The following is a 23,933-nucleotide window of genomic DNA, read 5'->3' as shown; positions in this document are numbered from 1 at the left end:
TTTAGTGTTCTTTTCGTGTTAGTGAATAATCAACGTTCCCAATGATGATTTGAAGCTAGACAACCAGAAAGACGCATCATTGAGGTACAGAACGACATGTCCAACAAGTTATTTGTAGGTAATCTGGCTTTCACCGCTACTGAAGCTGACCTGGAAGAAGCTTTTGCTCCTTACGGCGAACTGGAAGAAGTCAAGGTTATCATGGATCGCGAAACCGGCCGCTCCCGCGGATTCGCTTTCGTAACCTTCACCCAGGCTGACGACGCGCAGGCTGCTCTGGAAGCTGTTGACGGCAACCCGGTTAGTGGTCGTAACGTTCGCGTAAGCGTTGCAACCGAGCGTCCGCGTAATAACGGTCCTCGTCGTGAAGGTGGCTTCAACCGCAACAGTGGCAACCGCTACTAAGCCATACCCGAATTTAAAAAGCCGACTTAATTAGTCGGCTTTTTTATTTCTGTATTTTTTAACAAACAGACAAAAACAAGCTTGTTTCAGTGATAGTAACTCCTAACAAAAAATCTCCGCCCTTGATTCCTTGAGTCATTATCACTTTATTCCTTCCGCGATAATCAACTACCCCTTCCTAGCCACTGATACTTCGACTTTGGCATATATACAGGAAACCATATTTCTTATATGAAATTCAGGTTGGAATAATTTTGAATGAATAAAAAAGGCGCTTGAACGTTAGCAAGAACAAACAACCAGCAAGAAACTGCTGGCTGTTTGTAATTCAAACTTATGTTTGAAAAAGCTATTAAGTTGCAGGATTAGCCAGTTCCCGTGGATGGGCTCCGGGTTTAAGCAGAAAACGAGCCAGCGCTGGCAACAGACAAATTGCACCCACCATGTTCCAGATAAACATAAAGGTCAGCAACAATCCCATATCAGCCTGGAACTTGATTGGAGACAGTACCCAGGTAGCCACACCTATACCCAGAGTGACGCCGGTAAATACCACCGCCTTGCCGGTTGTACGGAGTGTCATCAGGTAAGCCTGCTCCAGCGGCATTCCTTCCTTCAGGAATCCTTCCAGGCGGCTATAAATATAGATGCCATAGTCCACACCGATACCTACCCCCAGGGCAATAACCGGCAGGGTAGCAACCTTGATACCGATACCCAGCTGGGCCATCAACGCCTGACACAGTACTGAGGTGATAGAAAGCGGAATAATGATACAGAACACCGCTCTCAGTGAGCGGAAAGTCGCGAAGCAAAGCAGAGCCACCACACTGTAAACCCAGACCAGCATCTGGTTTTGGGCACTGCCAATCACCTGATTAGTGGCTGATTCGATACCGGCATTACCGGTCGCCATCTGGAACTTCAGGGTGTCGGTATTGTTCTGCAGTGCAAACGCTTCTGTCGCTGCAACAACACGCTCGAGGGTCTCGGCCTTGTGATCGTCGAGATAGATCATCACCGGTGCCAGACTGCAGTCGGTATTGTACAGGGCTGTGGCATCTTGCAGTGAGCTGTTCAGCACATAAGAGTTACGTGACAGTGCTTCCCACTTCGGATTACCTTCGTTAAGCCCCTTGATAACCTGCTTGGATGCAGTCACCAGCGATAGTGTGGACTGAACCCCCGGCACATTCTGCATGGTCCACATATAGCGATCTATGGCATCCATGGTCTCAAATGAGGAGCACTGCTGAGGTGCGGTCTCAACCATGGTGACAAAGACATCAGCACTGGTGGAGTAGTTGCCGGTAATATAGCCATTGTCCAGATTGTAACGGGAGTCCGGTTTCAGCTCCGGTGCGCCCGGGTCAAGATCTCCAATCTTCAGATCCTGACTGAGATACAGCCCTGCTCCGGCAAACACAACAGCAACCACAATCATCACCGGCGCGACAACCGGACTGGCACAATGGGCCACCAGCTTCCAGATGCCACCATCTCCGCCATGGTCTTTCTTCGCTGCACGGATACCGCTGTCAGTGACCCGCACATAGGACATCAGCACCGGCAGCAGAATCAGGTTGGTCAGGATAATAACTGCTACACCAATACTCGCTGCCATTGCCAGACTGCGAATCACGTTGATATCAATAACCAGCAGGGTCAGGAAGCCGATAGCATCGGAAACCAGTGCAATCATGCCCGGAATGTACAACGCTCTGAAGGTATGACGACTGGCTGTCAGAGGGCAGATACCCTTGGCCGATTCAATCCCGATATTGTTGATCATCTGGACACCATGGCTGACACCGATGGCAAATACCAGGAACGGCACCAGCATCGAGTACAGATCCAGACCAAAGCCCAGCACCTGCAGTAATCCCAGCAACCAGACAACCGCAATGATGGAACAAATCAAAGGTACCAGTGTGCAGCGGTAGCAACGGGAATAAAAGAACAGCAGTACAGCCGTAATTACGATCGCAGCCAGGAAGAAGACGACAACAGCGCTTACACCTTCAAACAGGTCTCCAACCACCTTGGCAAAACCGACGATATGCAGGCTGACACCATGCTCTGTCTGGTAACGGTCACGCAGCTGCTCCAGTTGCTTTGAAAATCCGGGGTAGTCCAGGCGTTCACCGCTAACCGGATCGACTTCCTGCAACGGCACTTCAATAATGCTGGAACCGAAGTTATTCGCCACCAGCCGCCCAATCTGTCCCGATTTCAGAACATTGGCCCGTACTTCATCTGCACAACTGACATTACACTGGTCGGTCTGAGGGGCAACAGTGCCACCGACAAAACCGTCTTCGGTAACTTCCAGCCAGCGCACATTGGGTGTCCACAGAGACTTGAGACCGGTTCGATCCACGCCTTTCAGAAAGGTAACTTCATCGGTCAGCTTCTTCAGCGCTTCCAGATAGGCCGGAGTGAAGATATCACCTTCTTTTGCCACTACTGCAATACGAATCGTGTTTCCACCGCCACCCAGATCTTCACGATGCTCCAGCATCTTGACGATATAAGGATGCTCCAACGGAATCATGTTTTCGAAACTGGCATCCGGGCGAATCGATTTGGCCTGATAACCCAGAAACAGTGTTACCAGCGCAAAGACAATCAGCAGCAAACCCCGATGACTGAAAATCCAGCGCTCGAGAAACGGCTCAAGATCATTTTGATGAGTATTTGTCATTGTTATTATTCTCCGGTCTTTTTACTGCACACCGGTGGTGCTGCTGGCTGGTGATAAAATATGGACGCCGCCCTGACCTACTGCAACCAGCGAACCATTGGCTGCCAGCGTAACCTTGCTAAGGGTCATACGATCAGCACGGGTATGACTTTTGTATTCCGGTGTTGCCGAGGAAACACCCTGGCCTTTGACTACAACACCGGAATAACCCACCATCATCACATCACCCTCTACAGCGATAGCACCAAACAGGGTCTGATCAGTATCCAGCTCGACCTGCTGCCAGTTATCTCCGCCATCACGGGTACGGTATACATTACCGCGCAAACCATGCGCCAGCGCCTGATTTTCACCTGGTAGACTGATCAAGCCAAAATAGGAACCATCATATTCACCATAAAGGGTTTCCCAACTTTCGCCCTCATCCCGTGAGCGATACAGCGTGCCGGCTTCACCCACGATCATCAGGCCTTCCCCCAAAGGCGCAATGGCGTTGTAGTGAAATTCGTCCTCATTCTCCACCGCATCATAGAGATCTTCCCAACTTTTGCCGCCATCCCGGGTTCGCAGAATCAGACCATAGGCTCCGACAGCAATACCGTAATCGGCATCACGAAACCAGACATCCATCAATGGCTTTTCTAGCTCAAGATCGGAGTAGACTTTGTTCCAGTTCTTTCCGCCGTCTTCGGTTTTCAGGATCACCGCATCATGACCAACGGCATAACCAATATCAGCTGTTGGAAATACTGCCGCAGTTAACATCTGCCGGGTAGGAACAGTCGCCTGTTTCCAGCTGATGCCATGATCATCAGAAAACACAATATGACCTCGCTCACCCACAGCAACAAGGCGTTCGCTGTCAGGCAATCGGTCAATATCGAGGAGCAAAGAGCGACTTGCCAGTTCAGTCGGCATAGCAAGTTCAGATGATGGTTTAGCCTCGGTTAATTTGGCTTCAACAGTCGAAGCCTGAGCCACGGGAAAGGATGAAAGAGAAGTGCTTATCAGCAGAGATACAGCAGCAGCCTTATACCTCTTGACTGATCGGGTTGCCTCCCCCAAGGCAGAAACCCGCCTGGCAAAAGCCGGCAGCCAAACTTCAGGTTTCATGAGTACCCCTTTTTTATATTATTTATTATTATCTGTGACGGCATTATATCGATAAGGTACTAAAATCCAAATAAAAACCGAACTTCCTGTACCAATCAGTACAAAGAAAAGAATAATAAAATGATATTTACGTTTAAAACGGTCGTTTTCCCCTCTTACCATCTCAAGTAGAAGGAGAGTGGCATGGCTCTATGTAACGCCCAAATGACCACCTAGATTATTATTACCTCAACCCTCTCACGTTATCTGACTGATCACTTTTATCGCATCATCAGCGACAAATTGAACAAAGGTCTTTCCAACAACAATAGATACGAGAAATCAGGCTCAGATTATTTCGACACTGGGTATAACTCATCGTCGCAGCAAAGAAACCTGTACTGGCAAAATAGTTTATATGCAGACCAGAGCAGCACGGCTAGTCGATGTCGTATCACCACCAACGCACAGGTTCAATATCATTTTTGAGTCTAGAATCAATTACGCAGCAATTGGGGTGCAATCAGAACTCTATGAAACCCTAGGGCTGAATGGATCACACAATAAACTCAGGTTCGAATTGCATTCAAATGTATAAACTTTCAGCTCGGATTGTCCAAATCATCGATTGTTGGAAAATCACTATCGTGATTCAGGTACTGCTGACCCTGAGCAGTCTACCAGTACAGTCAGCTATGGTACTGGATCGCATCATTGTTTATTTCGAACCAAAGGATGCGAGACTACAGGATATTCAGGTATTTAACCCAGATCCTGAAAACCTTTATCTGAAAACAGATGTATTCAGAGTATTAAACCCGGGTACAGATAATGAAAAAAGGGTTCCTCCTTCAAGCAGTGATCAGATTCAGCTACTCGTAACACCCCATAAAGCGGTTATGCCGCCCCAAACCCAACGCATTTTCAGGCTTTATTCACGGAGTAAACCAGACGCAACCGAAACGGTTTACAGGGTACTATTTACCCCCGAAACCGGCCCGATAAAAGAGGGGCAACAAGGGGTCAAACTCCTGATATCCTATGAAGTTTTGGTGTTTATTCGACCGGAAAACCCTCATTATGATCTTCAGGCTCGGCGCGATGGCAAACAAATCATGTTTTCGAACTTGGGAAATATAAACGTCTTGATCAGAAACGGCAGTATTTGTAACCGAAGTAAACCTTCAGAATGTTCTCAAAATAATTTATCCGAACGAATTTACGCTGGACAAACTTGGACAATTGACGCAATGGATAACGAAGTTGCCCGCCTTGGACTTTTTGATGGTTACAAGGAAAATATTCGCTATTTTGATACCAGAGATCTCACTACGGTCAATCACACACCACATCGCCAAGGTCCAGCAGCAGTTCATGCTCGCTAATTTCTGGCACAGTAATATGGCAGGTTTTACCAGTATCAATCAGATTGAAAATGATTTCCTTTATGTTGCTACGTCCTTCAGCCTGAAATACTCCTCTCTCATCAGCACAAACAGGTACTGACCCAAAATTGCCACACACATTGGGTAATAGATTCCCACCATTATCCAGCAAGCGTCCTATAACTATTTTTCGTTGCCAGAGTTCAAAAATCAGTGTTTTGACATTCCCTGGGTAAAGCGTAACAGTCTCCACCCGCTCGACTCCATCAAAGACAGTATTTCCAACAGGACGCAATGCAACACGATATGACGCAAAAGCTGTTAGCGGCACAGCAACTTGATCTCCACCATTGGCAAAAGCCCTGGGATAGTTGTTTATCAATACCTGAAACCGGTCTGTGGCGGATGCGCCCTGAACAATCACCACAACAGCACAATTCCCCCCGCTCTGTTCAGCACCACCAATGGCAACACCACGGTTATCAACAGACAAGGTGGTAACAAGACCCGCCGAGTAAATCGTTCCTTTCTGCTCTTTGTTCTCCTTGTGAGCCACATAAATATTCCCACTGCCAGGCTCACCTCCATATGCAAACCGTCCATCAACAGCTTTGCTATGCTCACTAAAATTCGCCCCCATTGACCAGAAAGTATTTGCCATCCGGTAGGAATCATAATTATTCCAACTGGTCTGAATACCCGAATTCCATGAGGCAACCTTATCTCCATGTCGGGGATCCTCCCGGGTATAACCTGCGGCAGCAATATGTGTCCATTCAAGGTCGCTAAAGTGCCAACTCAACGTGCAGCGAAAAGTAAAACTCCCATCAATACGACCGGCATCAAAACCAAGTGACAAAAAGCCGTGAGCCTCTCGAAACAGAGCCGTTGAATAAGCCAGCGACCCGGAATAAAAATTCCTATCTCTTTCTGTCCGTTCACTATATCTTACAGCTGCATGCCCTTCCCATAACCTCTTGCTAAGAGAAATGCTGGAGTATTCCCGCTGAAAGCCAGTCAGGTACATATCCTGCTCATCAGGTGAGAAACGCTTTTTTGCAGCAATTGCCTTTAACTTCTTTCTTTCAGCCGGAAGGTGCCAGAACTTTTTCCACTCCACCTGCCCAGTTAAAAACCCCGTATCCAGCTCTGCCTGAGTATTAAAGCCATATTGATCCTGAGTCCCGGCAAGACTCGTCGCCTCAAGCCATAATTTACGAAAACTGTACCCAAGCCCAAACTCACCAACTTGCTCTCGTTCCGTACCGGAAAAAGCCGTAAAAAAACCGGACTGGGAACCAATTCCCTGCTGCCAGCCACCACGAAAAATGTAACAGTGTAATCGCTCTGGCAGCCCCGACTCAGAGAAACTTGTCATATCCCCAAACTCAAGAAAGTAGTCATAGAAACCATTAACAGGCAATCGATTACGCTTCACATAAAGCCTTGACTGTCTAAAAAGCTCCTGACCTGAGCGAGAACGACCAACAAGTTCAATATCATAGGTTCCTCCCGGAAAGGACCTTGTATCCAGCATTCGGTTCCCCACCTCAAATTGCTGGGTAGATATCAGACGAGTATCACGATAAACCTCGACCAGCCCCTCTTCCGGCATAAAAAAATCGATCGGACTGGTGCTGCTTGAATTGTTATTGATCAGTGTGTTTGGAGAACTGCCAAATTGAAGGCCCAGAATTTTGCGGCTATAGGTAAATCGAGAAAAGTTATAGGTACTCGAAAGATAGCCTCCGGCATAATAATGTCCGGCGAAATCATGAGCGGCTAATAAAGATCCAAACGAAACTGCATTGTGCCTGTCTGTAGTCCAGTCACTTTCTATCCTGTTTTCCTTCCAGCCCAGAAGTGTATTCCCATACAATGACCAGTTGCTACTGCTGGTAGTAGCACCATGACTCCCTGTCGCATTAAGTCTTATTTCCTGCAATAACCCGGGCTGCTGTGCATCAGATGATGGCAGGTAGAGGTCGGAAACCCTGTCAGCCTGAATCAGGTAAGCTGGATTAATAAACAATAAGACCTTGTATGTACTCTCATCAAAAATAACTCCGGCAATATCCGGGGAGAGCCGTCCACAGCGGGGACTGTAACCACGCCCACAGACATACTCAGCATTAGTATCCATAGGTTTGGATAAAGTATCACGAATCAACTCCGGGTTGGACAGACCCGGGATACTGTCAGTAACAGTCACAGCATCATTAAACTGGATCTTTTCAATATTGAACATTGCAATTACAGTGGTTCGATAATGCCCACCAAAATATATATCAACCGGTGCTTCTTTCAGGGTGAAAAGCGATTCATAACCTGAAGGTGGATAAGTTTCAATAAAATCTGGATAGACTGATCCTATCGGTAACAACAAGACCGGAAAAATAATCCATAGATTTTTCATTATTCAATCCGGTGAAAGCGTAATACTCACAGTATCCGAATAGTTTCCTGATGTAGCTCTGTGAAGATCCCGGTTAAAAACCATTGCCCAGATTCTTGCGCAAGCACACGTTGAATCACAACGATCGAACCATTGATCACAATGATGTCTAAATGTTTTTTTTTGATTCAGATAGTCAAAACAAAAACCATTTTTATTGGATGTCACATAAAAACCAATTGAATAAGGAATATGACCCGCACGACAGTCACCATCTAAACACAATCTGAATCGATTTCGCCAATGGTAATGACTACTGTCGGATATCCAGATTTTATATCTAGGTGATGAGTTATTGCTGAAGATACAAATATCAGTGTAACCTTCTTTTGCACCATGAGAAGCCACACTTCCTGGGTGAATATAAAGATCAGAAGCAACACCAATTTTCACAAGAGGTGGAATCCTGATGCTCAGTCTGAAGGTCTCTGAAACATCAAGGTAGTCACTAAATACATGCAAATCAAACTCACCGGACCAGTCACCGGCAGCAGCTTTCAATAAATCGTTACGATGAATATCGACCTTGATAATATATCCGTCACGAGCCCCTCCTGCCCTGATTTGCGGGGCAGCGACATTAACAACATCACGGCTTTGAGTAAATTCATAGATGGTACCTGAGGCAATACGTTTGAAAGTGATTTTGACAGGCAGGATATGTCGCCTGTATCGCGAGTGATGGTGATCATGATGATGGTGTCCCCTCCCCTCCGGGCGCAGACAGAGTTCACGCCCCCTTGCCCATTGTATAATCTCCATTTTATGTGGCACCGGATATCTTTCCCTGTACCTAAAATCACTAAAAATGATGCGATCAAGAAAGTCCCAGTCATCATCCCGGGAAACAAAGAAACTCAAAATATCTATATCCCGTCCTTCCTCCCATTCAAAGTTCCTTACTCCATTCCATTCACCCATCATATTCCGAAAACTGAATTTTCTGATTTTCAGCACATATCGATCTGCATATACAGTTGAGCAGCTGATAAAACAGATGCTCGCAAGACTACATAACAGGATCTGAAACTTTCTTTTAATTAAAGGAGCAATCATCAATTTTTTTAGTTACTTTTCAGCCAGGACTCGCAACGATTAATATTGTTACACTATAGTTTCCTGAATCAGTTTCATCTGGAATATTAGCCGATACAATCAATGAAGCATTTTCAGGAGTATTAGTTAGATCTGATGTTTTTGTAAGGGTAACTGTGTCCCCATCTCTGCGTACACTCGTTGCCCTTCCACGCCCATTAGTCTGGTTGTACACATCAATACTGACAACCACAGCTTTATCCTCTTCAGTGGCAGGGACACCATTCATAGTCATTTTGAATTCTGGTTCAGGGTTGCTGCTGTTAAATGTCAACGTCACTCTTCCCGAGTCATTGGAAAACACTTTAAAATTCATTGCCTTGCTGCGTACCGGCCCTGGCGTGCTCCCTGCAGGAATCTGATGAAATGACACATCTGAAACACCATCTATACGAACCGATGGCCCAACCACCAAATTTATCTCAAATGAAGCTTTTGATGTTGGCCCCAAGGTTCCATTAGTTGCTGAATAGATAGGATGAGATAATAAAGCCAGAAATAAAATGAGAGTGAGCCTTGCGGCAAGATAACACTGAAAATCAATCTTCATTAGCAAGACCCATGAAGCAATTGCTCGGGAAGTTTCCAGTTTAGAATAAGATGAGAGCTTTTCTGAAAAATGTTTCTAGATGAACATGTCATAATAATTAAAAACATTATGACATGTTCAACATTTTAATTAATTACACCAGAGATTTTGATACTACTTCAAACACATCTGGAGACAAATTGCCACCAGCCTTTATTGATTCCAATGCGGACTTCATATGGGTTCGCGCTGTCTCGTTAAAACGTTTCCAACGGGTCAGCGGAGTAAGCATTCGAGAAGCCACCTGCGGATTCAGTTCATTAAGCTTCAGAATCAGCTCAGCCAGCAGCTGATAAGCGGCACCATCTTCACGGTGGAACTGAGCCGGGTTACGCATGCAGAAACCACCGACAACGGAACGTACCTTGTTGGGGTTTTTGATATCGAAATCCGGGTGCTCCAGCAGTGACTTGATGTAATCCAGCGTACCCAGCTCCGGGCTGCTGCTCTGAACGCCAAACCACTGTTCCATAACATTGGCATCGTGCTTCCACTGTTGGTAGAACAGTTCCAGACACTCTTTCGCCTGTACCTGAGCCTTTTCGCCCGGGCCATTAACCAGAGTTGCCAGCGCAGCAAACTGATCGGTCATGTTGTTGGCTGAATCATACTGATCGCGAGCCAGTACAACACCTTCACCATCCAACAGCACCAGATAACCCAGACAGGTATTTCTCAGGCTGCGCTTGGCAATATCATCCGCATGAGGACGATACTCACCTTCTACCTTGCAGCGGTCATAAGTAGCCCGCAGCTTGTCCTGCAGGGTTTCAGCCAGTGCCAGACGCGCCTTGTCTCGGGCAGCATGAATTGCCTGCGGCCAGGCTTCTGCAACCTGTTCAGCCAGATAGGACTCTGCCGGCAGGCGCAGCATTTCTGCCATCACCGCAGCATCCAGTTCGGCATCATCCAGTACTTTACCAAAAGCTTCGACCAGACGTCCGTCAATCGTTTCTTCAGCACCGTCACGAATCTTGTCAGCCTGATCCAGCAGTACATCAACGGCCAGACGCTGACACGCATCCCAGCGATTGAAACCATCGCTGTCATGGCTCATCAGGAACATCAGGTCATCACGACTGTAGTCGTATTCAACCTTGACCGGAGCTGAGAAACCACGCAGCAGGGAAGGCAGCGGCTTTTCAGCAATACCGTCAAAGACAAAGGTTTCTTCTGCTTCTTTCAGATGCAGAACCTGGGTAGTGCTGCCTGCCGCATCCAGTGACAGATCATTGCCCTGCGGGTCAATCAGGCCCAGTGCAAACGGAATATGGAACGGCTTTTTCTCAGCCTGTCCCGGTGTTGCCGGGCAGCTCTGGCTGATGGTCAGCTGATACTGTTGCTTTTCAGCATCATAGTTATCGCTTACCTTCAGTACCGGTGTTCCAGCCTGAGAATACCAGTTTTTGAAACGGGTCAGGTCAACACCGTTGGCATCTTCCATCGCCTTGACGAAATCATCACAGGTTGCAGCCTGACCGTCATGGCGGTCAAAGTACAGATCACTACCCTTGCGGAAACCTTCCGGCCCGACAATGTTGTGAATCATCCGCACCACTTCAGCACCCTTTTCGTAAATAGTCAGGGTGTAGAAGTTGTTGATTTCGATATAGGAATCCGGGCGAATCGGATGGGCCATCGGACCGGCATCTTCTGCAAACTGGGCAGAACGCAGTACGGAAACATCTTCAATCCGCTTCACCGCACGAGAGTTCATATCAGCCGAGAACTCAGAGTCACGGAATACAGTAAAGCCTTCTTTCAGGCTCAGCTGGAACCAGTCGCGACAAGTGACACGGTTACCGGACCAGTTATGGAAGTATTCGTGGGCTACGATCGCTTCAATACGCTGATAAGTCGCATCAGTCGCAGTATCCGGGCGGGCCAGTACGCAGGATGAATTGAAGATATTCAGTCCCTTGTTTTCCATCGCACCCATGTTGAAGTCGTCGACTGCAACAATCATGAAGATATCCAGATCGTATTCACGACCATAGACTTCTTCATCCCATTTCATGGATTTCTTCAGGGACTCGATACCATGCTCACACTTGTCGATATTGTGCGGCTCGACAAACATACGCAGAGTGACATCACGGCCACTGCAGGTGGTGAACTTGTCTTCCACATGCTGCAGATCACCGGCTACCAGCGCAAACAGGTAGCTGGGCTTGGGGAACGGATCTTCCCAGGTCACAAAGTGCAGGCCACCATCCAGGTCGCCGCGATCGATATCATTACCGTTGGACAGCAGTACCGGATAATTCTTCTTGTCCGCAACCACTGTGGTCTTGAAACGGGACATTACATCCGGACGATCCAGATAGTAGGTGATCTTGCGGAAACCTTCCGCTTCACACTGGGTGCAGTACATAGTGTTGGACTTGTACAGACCTTCCAGTGAGGTATTGTCCTGGGGACGGATCAGGCTGACAATTTCGACAATAAATTCCGGCTTGTCGACCGCAAAACGTACACTGTCGCTGGTCAGCACATACTCATCAGCAGCCAGTTGCTTGCCATCGAGGGTAATACTTTCCAGCTGCTGCTCGGCACCCACCAGCATCAGATCAGGCTGGGTTTCGTGTTCGTGAGCATCGTTAAGGCGCATGGTCAGACGGGAGCTGACTTTGGTGGTTTCCTCACCCAGCTCAACACGCAGTTCGGTATGATCAATCCAGTAGTCCGGCTGGCGATAGTCCTTCAGATTTATCGCGCGGGGACGTGCATCTTTCATTGATGTTTCCTTATATTCAAAGATGATCAATCTCATCAGAGGGTGTTCTTCGCTTGCATGACCAACGGATCAGATGGCCAAGCGAGAACAACCCGCAGGATTATCAGGCAGCCAACAGGCTGAACGAGACATGGTAGCCGGTATGCTTGCGGATGTTGAGTACACCCGAATCCATAATCAGATACTGGCCCTTGATACCTTCCAGTTTGCCTTCGATTACAGGCGTTTTATCAAAGCTCAGGGAAGATACCTTAACCGGCCAGTTACGTACCGGATACTCAAGAATGGTTTCACTGGCTTCCAGCACCGGCACAATGGCATGCAATCCGAACCGCTGCTGCATGGCCTGAATTTCAGCCTGACAAGACGACAGAAGTTCCCTGCCTGCTGCATGCAGATCCTGAGGAACAGAAGGACCTTTCAGCAGAGTGCGCCAGTTGGTTTTATCCGCCACATGCTGTCGCAGAACATCTTCAATCAGGCCAGATTGCTGTCGGGTAGCAACTCTGAACAGGGGAATGGCCTGGCCGGCACCCTGATCAATCCAGCGGGTGGGAATCTGGTTGATCCGGGTTATGCCTACTTTCAAGCCGGACGTATTGGACAGATAGACAACATGATCAGTCATACAGAATTTTTCGCCCCAGGCCGCATCACGGCAGGTACCCTGATGAAAATGGCACTTTTCAGGACTCATAATGCAACTGTCACACTGGGGCAGTTTCTTGAAACAAGGGTAACAGTAACCCTGGGAAAAACTCTTCTTTGACTCCCGGCCACAGTGAATACAATTGATATCACCCAGCCACTGCAACCTTATCCGCTTACCCAGCAGAGGATTCATTGCAACCTGCTGTTCTCCCAGTTGCAGCCGGTATTGCACCTGTTCACTTAACTGCGCTGGCATCTTGCTCAGACCACCCTGCAGTACTTGCCCTGCTTCGAGGGTGATCAGTTGTTCTGGATTCAAAAATTAATACCTGTAATTGCGTGCTTAAACTTCAAATCTCAAAATTGAAGATTCATCTTTTTCCTGTTCATCTTCTTTACTGCTTTGACAGGTCTGCGCCATATAACCCGTACGCTGCTCTTCCGGGGCATGAATCTGCTCCCAGGCAATGACTGTCTGCAGACAAAGCCCAACCTGCTCCGGCTTCAACCTTTCGCCATTGGGCCACTTGCCCAGTTCTACTGCGCGCTTCAAGCTGGCATAGACATCAGCCGACATGGTTTCAACAGTAGTACGAAAATCAGTTGTCATCGAAGACATCCCCCTTACTCCCTTTTCCCAGTACAACAGTAAGCCAGCCACCCAGCAGACCGGCCAGCAATCCGCCAAGGTGAGCGGCATTGGCCATGGCTCCGAAGCCAATAGCTTCGAGAATTCCGGTATAACCAACCGCCAGCCAGACTAACATAAAGCCATAAACACCCGGTGGTACACCCAGCTGGTCTCCGGCAAATTTTTCTCTGGCCAGACAATAGCCCAGCAGGCCATAGACAATACCTGAAAAGCCGCCGAACAGCGCATACTGTGGGCCACTCAGATACTGCAGAATATTGGACAACAGCCCTGTAAGAATAATAATGGAAAGCAGTCTGAAGCTGCCCTGTACAATCTCTATTCTGCGCCCCAGATCAAACAGCCACAGCATATTGAAAATCAAATGCATAATACCGAAGTGCAACAGAACCGGCGTAAACAACCGCCAGTATTCCCCTGAAACCAGCGTATCCTGTAACGTTCCAAGCTGGGTTCCCATAGCCGTTGCCATGGGTGGCGTAAATGTCAGCATCAGAACCGATACATCATGTCCCAGCCCGGTATAGATCGCCACCAGTCCGCAGACGATCAGAAACAGCATGGTCACCGGCATCCGCTTCCAGTCCGCCAGCGGCCCCTGAAGCTTTACGCCTGATCTGGCGGAAGCTCGTTGCTTCAACGCTTCGGCAAACCCGTGCAGCGGCATAACACCGGACTCCCAGTCACGGTACCAATTCAATACCTGCTCTTTTGCTTCCTCATCACCCAGCCACAATACCTGCTGTCCCCGGTCTTCGGTAATGCGATGTGCAATCCGTCGGGACCAGAGAAAAGCTGAAAAAGGTCGCAGATCTGTTTCACCTGGCACTTCCAGTATCTGAATCATCTATGGGTACTTAGCTCCCTGAAATTAACAGTAACCAACTATTGTTAATGCCCGTGGCATAAATCAGCAATTATTCGAACTCACACCAGAGATATTATTAATGGGGCAGTTTTTCAATACTCGGGCGCATTGGTTCGGCCGGATCAACGTCTACCCAGAGAAAATGCTCCGGTTGCAATTGGGCTTCATGATTCATTCGGTAAGCCACCAGCTTGCCATATTTAACCGCGCTGTAATCCAGACAGGCGATATTCGATCGTATCAATCGAGGCTTGCCACTGCGCCAGTAATGACCAATAAATAATGGTTTTTCACTGTGACTGTAGAGTGGAATTTTCTCCAGTACCTTTTCGGGTACAGTCTCACAGGCTAACTTTTCCGGCAGCGGGTCCGGCTGGAATACCAACTCCCGGTAACTGGCCGGTTGTTCTTTCCAGAAGCAGGCCCTGAACGAGTGGCGTTCAATGCCATCATGTCCGGTAATGCTAATGCCTTCCGGTAACGGCAGATCAATTCCCCGCAACAACCGATCCGCCAATTGCCACTCAAAACTACCGGGCTGAGCTGAGGCGTGCAGAAAACTTTCGGTCATTCGGTTGCCGCCATACTGCTGACGAAACCGGTTAATCATAGTGTCATCCCAGCAGGCATGAACCACCCGAAAGTGTTCGAATTCAAGAAACAGCGGTAATGTCGACATCCAGCGCAGATAGGTCTGTAACTCCTGTTGATGATGCTCGAACTGATCCAGTGTTTCCTGAACCTGACGAGTGCTACGCGGAGTATGCTGGCGCAACCAGCTGTCAGACTTTCCATCCCGGCTTCGGGTCAGATAGCAGAGCAGGTTAAACTCATGGTTCCCCAGTACAATCTGGGCAGCCCCGGCTTCGACCATATTTCTTACGATATAAAGTGCTTCCCGCACCCGGGGACCACGATCAACAATGTCTCCGACAAAAATGGCCTGCCGTTCAGGATGCTGCCATACACCGTGCCTTTTCTGATATCCCAGTCGCTGCAGCAAATAACACAACGCATTGCCACAACCATGAATATCACCGATCAGATCGAAACCGGCAAATACTTGTGCCATCGATCTTAATCTCCCAGCCGATGGCCCCAGCCAAGCTTGCTGCGACAGATTTCATAGTAGTTATGGTCAAGCGGATGAATCAGGCGCAGTTTGTGGTTTTTCTTGCGAATGGTCACCGTATCACCGGGGGCACTGGATACCAGTTCCTGCCCGTCACTTGAAACATTCAGACAATCTTCATTGTCATGACTGATAACCAGCTTGATTTCACTGTTACCGTCAACAACCAGCGGCCGGCTTCCCAGGGTATGGGGGAACATGGGCACCAGCACCAGCGCATTCAGCCGTGGGTGCATGATCGGTCCACCACCGGACAGGGAGTAGGCCGTTGAGCCTGTAGGTGTGGAGATAATCAGTCCGTCAGAACGCTGACTGTAAACAAACTGGCCGTCAATAAAGACTTCAAACTCGATCATGCGAGTCGCTTTACCCGGATGCAGTACCACCTCGTTCAGGGCATCAACCCGGCCGACCTCTTTACCATCACGGCGCACAATGCCCTTGAGCAGAAACCGGCTTTCCATGATGTAACGACCATCCAGCACTTCATCAAGCTGTTCTTCCAGCTGATCCGGAGAGATATCGGTCAGAAAGCCCAGCCGTCCACGGTTAACGCCCAGCACCGGCACCTGATATTTGGCCAGAGCCCGTGCCGCACCCAGCAAGCTGCCGTCACCACCGACTACAATCACCAGATCACAGATTTCCCCCATCTTGTCCCGAGTGCAGGTGTCCAGCCCGTGGTCCGGCATCAGCTCTGTCAGCGGTTCTTCAAGCACCACCTGCGCCCCGCGCCCCAGCAGATATGTACAAAGGCGCTTGAGGGTTGCTTCTATCCGATCACTGCCCGGACGCCCGATCACCCCGATATGCTTGAATTGCTCCATGGAGTTGCAACGATTATCCCAGAAAATAGTATGCGTAGTATAAACCGTTAGTTTCTGCGGAGATACGCCTGAATGCCAGCGCCCTCAGAGGATAAGATGACCGACAAACTGTTCAGAAAACATCTTGAATTTCTGCTGACCAGCCCTTCCCTGCTGGCCACCTCCGATACTCAGCCGGTATTTCATTCTGACCAACTGGTTCCTTCAACTTTACTCGAATCAACAATCGATTCTCTGGCTCCTCTAAGGGATGAGTTTGAACAACAGTTGAAGCAACGACGATCAAGCCGGCTGGGGATTTATTACGAAGCCCTGTGGGGGTTTGTTTTGCGACACTTGCCGGATACAACCGTACTGGCAGCCAATCTACCAGTAAGAGATACCAGCAGAACACTGGGAGAGTTTGATTTGATCTGCGAGCACCAGCACAAATTCATACACCTTGAGCTGGCGATCAAATTTTATCTGGGTGTTCCTGCCACTCCAATTGATGACAGTTCGGTTTCCTTAACCCGGCAATGGGTCGGGCCCGGATTGAGAGACAGGCTGGATATCAAGCTTGAACGGTTGCTGGGACATCAGCTGGGTTTATCGGCCACAAACGAAGGCCTTGCGACATTGAACCAGCTAATGGGTGAATCCAGTACAATCGTTAACGCCAAAGCTCTGGTTCAGGGTCGACTGTTTTATCCATGGCAAACAGTTGTCTCTCCACCTGCCGGTATTGCCTGCAATCATCAGCGTGGTGTCTGGATAACACTGGCAGAGCTGGAGCCCTTTTTAGATAGCCAGCCTGCTATTGCAACATACCAGTGTCTGCAAAGGTCAGAGTGGCTGGCTCCAGTCTTCGAGCCAGGTTACTCCTCACAACAGTTATCAGATTACTTTTCAGATCAGGGGGGCGAGTTCTCACCCCTCATGATCTATATGCAAGTACCTGAGACAAATAACGATCTGTTTTTCTTTGTGGTTCCTGACAGTTGGCCTGAAGCAGCCCGTCAGTCAGTCACCTGAAAACTGATCACATAAAACCGGCTTTCATTCGGGTAAATCTGAGGGATCAACTCACGCAATTCCTGCAGAGGCATATTTTCCTGACGGGCATGATGCTCATTCAACTGATCGAGAGTGATTGGTTCCACATGAGTAATTTTCAGCGTGGCGATCTCCTCTTCCTCAGGGTTGGTTATCGCCCTGACAACCTGCTCTGGCTGATAGCAGGATTCTGCCTCATTTCGGATAGTGATGGTTTTGCGCCCGGCGCGAATATCGTCTTTAAAACGCGAATAGAAACTGATGATACTGGTCATATTTTCGGTCTGATATTACTGGAGTAAGCAGATATTAATAGCAGACAGGGTTACTCATTCCTGAGCACAAAGACATCTGCTATCAAGATTCGTTAAAACTAACTATTCTGGATAATCTGCACAGATCCAAAACAACAAGCATTGCCTTGTATCAAAAATTTAACATTTCAGGATCGAACAATGCCCGGGCTTGTACTATTTGACTTTGACGGTGTGATTGCAGACAGTCTGGACGTTTTTCATCAGGCATGCCTTGAAGTTTTCAGTGAGCACGGCCTGCAGCGACTGGCAGAAAGGGAAACTTTCCTGTCACTTTTCGATAACAATTTTTATCTATCATTGTTGAATTGGCGAGTATCTCCGGAACAGATTCAAGTCATGATGAAACAGGTGGGAAGCAAGCTGGAGCATCGCTTTATCAATATTCCTCCCTGTGACGGTATCGAAAAAACCGTCACAACGCTGAACGAACGGAATTATGAGCTGATCATTATCACATCCAATCTCAGTGATATCGTCAGCCACTGGCTTTATCAACACCAGCTACTGGACAGTTTCAGAGTAGTACTAGGTGCCGACAAAGGCTTGCAAAAAACAGAGAAGATGGCATTAGCTACAAGCAACAGCTTATGCCGACCTGCATATTACGTAGGCGATACTCTTGGTGACATGATAGAAGCCCGACAAGCTGGACTGAAAAGTATGGGTGCTGCCTGGGGCTGGCATAACAAGAGTCGTCTTGAAAGAGGCAAGCCGGATTATCTTTTCAGTACACCCGCAGAGTTGCTTTCAGTTTTGAAATAAAAGTTAGTCATTTAGATGAAACATCGCACGTTCAGCGTCGCATAATGACAGCGGATAAGAATATAACAAAACGACATTAGACTTCGGTTACTGGACATAAGTAGAATCCGAAACCTATAATAAATTCATAACAATAACAAAGCGGCCTCAACTGAACTCGAAACAGAGTTAAGGGTACAAGCTGCGAAGGGGGTAGATGTGGAGCGGCTGTATTTAAATACGCTTCTGGCTGTGGGTTTGGTGTACAGCATTGAGCTTGTTTTGCTGTAGCACTGCTACCCGATTGCGGTATTAAATCCGTAACGGGCAGCAGAATTTCAAGACAGGCGCTGTTGTTAAAGTGCTGATTAGCTTCACAGTGACCTGAAAACTAAAGCCAGTCTGAATCAACAGGCTGGCTTTTTTCATTTTTACATATCAGTTGCTTCAGTCACCAGACTGCATGGCTTCCAGCTCTTCCCAACGCTCAAGCTTGCTATCGACAATTTCAGCCAGTTCAGTCATTCGGTCCAGAATCGGCTGAAACTTTTCCTGGGGCTGCTGATAAAAGCCCGGATCGTTTGCCTGTTCTTCAAGTTCAGCCTGCTCGGCTTCAAGCTGTTCCAGTTCCGCAGGCAACTGATCCAGTTCGCGCTGTAACTTGTAGCTGAGCTTTTTAGGCTTTGGCTTTTCTGCAGATTTTTCAGTCTTAACTTCTTTGGGTTTCTCTGCTGCTTTTTCCTGTTGCTTTTTCAGCTCCAGTTCACGCTGCTCGCTATCCAGCATTTCCAGCGAACCGCCCTGACGCAGCCAGTCATCAAAACCACCCACATACTCACGGACGATACCATCGCCTTCAAACACCAAAGTGCTGCTGACCACATTATCAAGGAAATCCCGGTCGTGGCTGACCAGCAGAACGGTGCCCTGGAAATCGACCAGAATGGATTCCAGCAGCTCCAGCGTTTCTACATCGAGGTCGTTGGTCGGTTCGTCAAGCACCAGTACATTGGCAGGCTTGCTGAACAGTCGGGCCAGCATGACCCGGTTACGCTCACCACCGGACAAGGCCTTTACCGGCGTACGAGCACGTTCCGGCGGGAACAGAAAATCGCCCAGATAGCTGATAATATGCCGGTCCTTGCCATTAATGGTCAGCGCTTCACGTCCTTCTGACACATTATCAATAATGCTTTTATCCGGATCGAGCTGATCACGTAGCTGGTCAAAGTAAGCGACTTCCAACTTGGTGCCATGCTTGACCTTGCCCTGTTGCGGTTCCAGTTTACCCAGCAGAATATGCAACAGTGTTGTTTTACCGGTACCGTTGGCTCCCAGCAAACCGACCTTGTCACCCCGCATCAGGGTAAAGTCCAATCCTTCAACAATTTTGCGAGTGTCGTAGGCATGCTTCAGGTCGGTAGCTTCCACAACCAGCTTGCCACTGCTGGAGGCCTTGTCCAGACTGAAACCTGCCTTGCCTTGCAGCTCACGTCTTTCCCGACGTTCTTCCCGCAACGCTTTCAATGCCCTCACCCGGCCTTCATTACGGGTTCGTCGCGCCTTGATACCCTGACGAATCCAGACTTCTTCCTGTGCCAGTTTTTTATCAAACTCGGCATTTTGCTGCTGCTCTACTTCCAGTCGATGCTGACGTTCAGCCAGATACTGGTCATATTTCATATCCCAGCTGGAGAGCTGACCACGATCCAGTTCCACAATACGGGTGGCCAGCCGTTTCAGAAATGCCCGGTCGTGGGTAATAAACAGCAGTGCACCACCGTAGCTGGCCAGCTGTTTTTCAAGCCAGTCAATGGCGACAATATCCAGATGGTTAGTCGGCTCGTCCAGCAGTAACAGGTCAGGCTGCACCACCAGCGCCCGGGCCAGCTCAACCCGACGGCGCCAGCCACCGGAGAGCTCTTTCATCATCTTGTCTGCCGGCAGCCGCAGACGTTCAATCATGGTGTCAACACGCTGTTGCAGCGACCATCCATCTACCGCTTCCAGTTGTTGCTGCACTTTTTCCAGCTGCTTCAGACTGGCCGGATCATCCGCATGGGCCACCAGCTCATGGTAGCGGCTGATCAATTTGCCGGCTTCTTCCAGTCCGGATGCTACCACTTCGTATACCGAGCGATCATCCGCCGCCGGTAACTCCTGATTCAGCATGCCGATACGAATACCGGGACGACGCCAGATGGTACCGTCATCGGGCATGATCTGACCGGAAACCAGTTTCAGCAGAGTGGATTTGCCCTCACCATTACGACCGATCAGTGCCACCTTTTCACCCTTGCGAATGGAAAAGTCAGCATGATCCAGCAATGGCTTGGCACCATATGCAACAGAAAGGTTTTCAATTTGAAGCAGCGGCATGAAATATCCCTGAAGCCTTGAGGACATACTGCCCCGGAGAAAAGTAATACCGGGCAATATGGATAATATTTGAGCGTGCGAAGCTTATGCTATACAAAGGTTGCTGACAAACATTCCGGATCAACATTGCTGACAAACGCTGTCAGATAGTTGATTATCAGAATGCTGGACACATGTTGTCCGTACAGACTCAGCTATAACAATAAAAAATCAAAATACGTAGTGAGTAATGCCATGATCGACCCCGAGAAGCTCGAATATCAGACGGGCTTTGGCAATGAGCATGAAACCGAAGCTCTGCCCGGGGCCCTGCCGGTTGGTCGCTTTAATCCTCAGCGAACACCTTACGGGCTTTACACCGAACAGTTTTCTTCCACCGCTTTTACTGCCCCCCGGCATCAGAACCGACGTACCTGGTTTTATCGAATTCGACCCTCTGTTGTTCAGGGGCACTATAAGCCTGTCGATACCGGGTTAGTAAGAACGGCTCCTCATGGCGAGTCCCCTCCCCTGCCCGATCTGATGCGGTGGGAGGCACTGCCTGATTCAGAACAGCCCACGGATTTTATCGATGGCATGATCACGATGGCTGTCAATGGTGATGCCCTGAGCCAGACCGGTTGTGGCGTTCACCTGTATCAGGCTGACCGGGATATGACTGACCGGTTTTATTGTAATACTGATGGTGAGTGCCTGATTGTTCCGCAAAGCGGTGATCTGATGCTGTATACGGAATGTGGTTTGCTATCTATCAAGCCCGGTGAAATTGCCGTAATTCCCAGAGGCATCAAATTCAGTGTCAAACTGACAGATGGCAAGGCCCGTGGTTATATCTGTGAAAACTATGGCGCGCCCCTGACCCTTCCTGAACGAGGCCCGGTTGGGGCCAACGGTTATGCCAATGACCGGGACTTTCAATACCCTGTGGCCTGGTTTGAAGATCGTGAGGGTGATTTTGAGCTTGTCAGCAAGTTTGCCGGCCGTCTGTATCAGACAACGCTAGGACATTCACCGCTGGATGTTGTAGCTTGGGTTGGAACATCAGCCCCCTATAAATATGATCTGTCCCGCTTTAACGTAATCAATACTGTCAGCTATGACCATCCTGACCCGTCTATCTTTACCGTACTGACATCCCAGTCAGATACACCCGGGGTTGCCAATCTGGACTTTGTTATCTTTCCTCCCCGCTGGATGGTGGCTGAAGATACTTTTCGCCCGCCCTGGTATCACCGCAATATCATGAGTGAATTTATGGGGCTGATTCATGGCATCTATGACGCCAAGGAACAAGGCTTTGTTCCCGGTGGTGCCAGTATGCACAACTGCATGTCACCGCATGGCCCGGAAGCTGGTGTATTTGAAAAGGCCACTCAGGCAAACCTTCAACCTGAACGTTACCGGGACACCATGGCGTTTATGTTCGAATCCCGCCATCCCTTTACGCCTACCCGCTTTGCTCTCGACACACCGGCCCGACAGAATGACTATATTGATTGCTGGCAGGGATTGAGCAAGCACTTTAATGGTAAAAACGACGGATAACCTATGCCTCAACTGAATGAAACCCATGACCCGGCACTGACCAGTTGGGTCGAATCCGCCAATTCGAAAGATACTGACTTTCCGATACAGAACCTGCCTTTTGCTATTTTCAGGCGCAAGGACAGTCACGAGAGTTTTCGGGCAGGCGTCGCTATTGGTGATCAGGTGCTGGATCTGCAGGCTGCAGGCGATACCGATATTTTAACCGGTGTATCCCAGGAAGCTATCCAGGCCTGTTGTGAACCCACACTGAACCATTTTATGAGTCTTGGCTGGCCCAATTGGTCTGCCCTGCGGCTGACACTATCCCGGGTACTCAGAACAGGTTCCGGAGCTCAATCCAAACTTGAGCGGTGTCTGATTCCTCAGGCTGAGGTGGAATACAGCCTGCCCTGCACCATTGGTGACTACACCGATTTCTACTCTTCGATCTATCATGCTACTGCAGTTGGTTCCCTGTTCCGGCCGGATAATCCACTGCTGCCAAACTACAAATGGGTGCCGATTGGCTATCATGGCCGGGCGTCCTCTATTGCTGTCTCCGGTCAGAAATTTCATCGTCCCAAAGGGCAAATAAAACCACCTGATGCAGAAGCGCCGGTTCTTGCGCCCTGCAAGCGTCTGGATTATGAGCTGGAAATGGGAATATTTATCGGTTCCGGCAATACCGCTGGAGAGCCCATCAACATCGACAAGGCCGAAGGCCATATTTTCGGGCTTTGCCTGTTGAATGACTGGTCTGCCCGGGATATGCAGGCCTGGGAATATCAGCCTCTTGGTCCCTTTCTGGCCAAAAGCTTTGCCTCGACAATATCGCCCTGGATTGTAACCTTTGAGGCACTGGCACCGTTCAGGACAGCATTCAGCCACCCCGCGGAAGATCCTCAACCATTGCCCTATCTCTCATCGGAACATAATTCTGAAAAAGGCGGGCTCGATATTCAGCTGGAAGTACTGCTGGAAACCCCGGAGATGCGCCAGACAGAAGAGAAGCCAACACAGCTATCGCAGTCCAGCTTCAGGCACTCCTATTGGACCGCAGCCCAAATGGTCACCCATCATACGGTGAATGGCTGTAACCTGCAGCCCGGCGATCTGCTGGGAACCGGTACCCAGTCTGGCCCGAAGCCGGAGGAAGCAGGGTCAATGCTGGAACTTTCACAGGGAGGCAAGCAACCACTCACATTACCTAACGGTGAGCAGCGCACCTTTCTGGAAGATGGTGACAGCATCACCATGAGAGGCTGGTGTGAGAAAGACGGGGCAGCCCATATCGGCTTTGGTCATGTCCAGTCGCTCATTCTACCGGCAAACAGCTAGGCAC

Annotated in this window: 19 protein-coding genes; 6 read left to right on the top strand and 13 right to left on the bottom strand. The window is 48.9% G+C overall.

Translation table 11 applies throughout. The features are described 5' to 3' along the window. Positions 1-96: 96 nt before the first annotated feature. Positions 97-405 carry an RNA recognition motif domain-containing protein gene (locus tag ACYZZ0_RS11280; protein ID WP_461536728.1) on the top strand — a complete coding sequence of 103 codons (309 nt, stop codon included), beginning with the start codon at positions 97-99 and terminating at the stop codon, positions 403-405. Between the two features lie 352 nt (positions 406-757). On the opposite strand, the gene ACYZZ0_RS11275 is transcribed toward ACYZZ0_RS11280, so the two are convergent. Next, positions 758-3,109 (bottom strand): efflux RND transporter permease subunit, encoded by a 2,352-nt coding sequence (locus ACYZZ0_RS11275; RefSeq protein ID WP_461536727.1) that lies wholly within the window; start codon positions 3,107-3,109, stop codon positions 758-760. Positions 3,110-3,130: 21 nt separating this feature from the next. Then, positions 3,131-4,222, bottom strand: coding sequence for a WD40/YVTN/BNR-like repeat-containing protein (locus ACYZZ0_RS11270; protein ID WP_461536726.1), 1,092 nt, complete (start codon positions 4,220-4,222; stop codon positions 3,131-3,133). 569 nt (positions 4,223-4,791) lie between these two features. On the opposite strand from ACYZZ0_RS11270, the gene ACYZZ0_RS11265 reads away from it, so the two are divergent. Beyond that, positions 4,792-5,586: a fimbria/pilus periplasmic chaperone gene (locus ACYZZ0_RS11265; RefSeq protein ID WP_461536725.1), complete on the top strand. Its 795-nt coding sequence runs from the start codon at positions 4,792-4,794 to the stop codon at positions 5,584-5,586. On the opposite strand, the gene ACYZZ0_RS11260 is transcribed toward ACYZZ0_RS11265, so the two are convergent. From ACYZZ0_RS11260 to ACYZZ0_RS11220, 9 genes are all read right to left on the bottom strand, one after another. Continuing rightward, positions 5,537-8,002 (bottom strand): TcfC E-set like domain-containing protein, encoded by a 2,466-nt coding sequence (locus ACYZZ0_RS11260; protein WP_461536724.1) that lies wholly within the window; start codon positions 8,000-8,002, stop codon positions 5,537-5,539. The genes ACYZZ0_RS11265 and ACYZZ0_RS11260 overlap by 50 nt on opposite strands. 3 nt (positions 8,003-8,005) lie before the next feature. Then, a complete protein-coding gene (locus ACYZZ0_RS11255) occupies positions 8,006-8,965 on the bottom strand; it encodes a hypothetical protein (protein WP_461536723.1) in 960 nt (319 codons plus the stop codon). Between the two features lie 151 nt (positions 8,966-9,116). Then, entirely contained in the window at positions 9,117-9,686 is a 570-nt protein-coding gene (locus ACYZZ0_RS11250) for a hypothetical protein (protein WP_461536722.1), read from the bottom strand. A 133-nt stretch (positions 9,687-9,819) separates the two neighbouring features. Beyond that, positions 9,820-12,462 carry an aminopeptidase N gene (gene pepN, locus ACYZZ0_RS11245; protein ID WP_461536721.1) on the bottom strand — a complete coding sequence of 881 codons (2,643 nt, stop codon included), beginning with the start codon at positions 12,460-12,462 and terminating at the stop codon, positions 9,820-9,822. Between the two features lie 103 nt (positions 12,463-12,565). Then, entirely contained in the window at positions 12,566-13,432 is an 867-nt protein-coding gene (locus ACYZZ0_RS11240) for a DUF2797 domain-containing protein (RefSeq protein ID WP_461536720.1), read from the bottom strand. Between the two features lie 24 nt (positions 13,433-13,456). Further along, a complete protein-coding gene (locus ACYZZ0_RS11235) occupies positions 13,457-13,723 on the bottom strand; it encodes a YeaC family protein (RefSeq protein ID WP_461536719.1) in 267 nt (88 codons plus the stop codon). Then, the gene (locus ACYZZ0_RS11230) at positions 13,713-14,612 is read right to left on the bottom strand and encodes a rhomboid family intramembrane serine protease (protein ID WP_461536718.1); all 900 of its coding nucleotides are present in this window, start codon (positions 14,610-14,612) and stop codon (positions 13,713-13,715) included. Before ACYZZ0_RS11230 ends, ACYZZ0_RS11235 begins: the two co-directional genes overlap by 11 nt. 97 nt (positions 14,613-14,709) lie before the next feature. Next, entirely contained in the window at positions 14,710-15,705 is a 996-nt protein-coding gene (locus ACYZZ0_RS11225) for a metallophosphoesterase (protein WP_461536717.1), read from the bottom strand. A 5-nt stretch (positions 15,706-15,710) separates the two neighbouring features. Then, positions 15,711-16,592, bottom strand: coding sequence for an NAD(+) kinase (locus ACYZZ0_RS11220; protein WP_461536716.1), 882 nt, complete (start codon positions 16,590-16,592; stop codon positions 15,711-15,713). A 96-nt stretch (positions 16,593-16,688) separates the two neighbouring features. Between ACYZZ0_RS11220 and ACYZZ0_RS11215 the strand changes: the two genes are divergently transcribed. Beyond that, the gene (locus ACYZZ0_RS11215) at positions 16,689-17,606 is read left to right on the top strand and encodes a DUF1853 family protein (protein ID WP_461536715.1); all 918 of its coding nucleotides are present in this window, start codon (positions 16,689-16,691) and stop codon (positions 17,604-17,606) included. On the opposite strand, the gene yqfB is transcribed toward ACYZZ0_RS11215, so the two are convergent. Next, positions 17,591-17,902, bottom strand: coding sequence for a N(4)-acetylcytidine aminohydrolase (yqfB, locus tag ACYZZ0_RS11210; protein ID WP_461536714.1), 312 nt, complete (start codon positions 17,900-17,902; stop codon positions 17,591-17,593). The two genes, ACYZZ0_RS11215 and yqfB, sit on opposite strands and share 16 nt — an antisense overlap. 180 nt (positions 17,903-18,082) lie before the next feature. On the opposite strand from yqfB, the gene ACYZZ0_RS11205 reads away from it, so the two are divergent. Continuing rightward, complete coding sequence (locus tag ACYZZ0_RS11205; RefSeq protein ID WP_461536713.1) at positions 18,083-18,706, top strand: HAD family hydrolase; 624 nt, start codon at positions 18,083-18,085, stop codon at positions 18,704-18,706. Between the two features lie 426 nt (positions 18,707-19,132). On the opposite strand, the gene ACYZZ0_RS11200 is transcribed toward ACYZZ0_RS11205, so the two are convergent. Then, entirely contained in the window at positions 19,133-21,064 is a 1,932-nt protein-coding gene (locus ACYZZ0_RS11200) for an ATP-binding cassette domain-containing protein (protein WP_461536712.1), read from the bottom strand. Between the two features lie 234 nt (positions 21,065-21,298). Here ACYZZ0_RS11200 and hmgA point away from each other — a divergent pair, with 234 nt between their 5' ends. Both hmgA and fahA read left to right on the top strand, forming a co-directional pair. Next, entirely contained in the window at positions 21,299-22,609 is a 1,311-nt protein-coding gene (gene hmgA, locus ACYZZ0_RS11195; RefSeq protein ID WP_461536711.1) for a homogentisate 1,2-dioxygenase, read from the top strand. A gap of 3 nt (positions 22,610-22,612) precedes the next feature. Beyond that, positions 22,613-23,929: a fumarylacetoacetase gene (fahA, locus tag ACYZZ0_RS11190; protein ID WP_461536710.1), complete on the top strand. Its 1,317-nt coding sequence runs from the start codon at positions 22,613-22,615 to the stop codon at positions 23,927-23,929. Positions 23,930-23,933: the final 4 nt, after the last annotated feature.

It is taken from the genome of Spongorhabdus nitratireducens, from assembly GCA_947387575.1.
Taxonomy (GTDB): Bacteria; Pseudomonadota; Gammaproteobacteria; order Pseudomonadales; family Endozoicomonadaceae; genus CANDOC01.
This window is presented reverse-complemented; position numbering and strand designations above follow the sequence as displayed.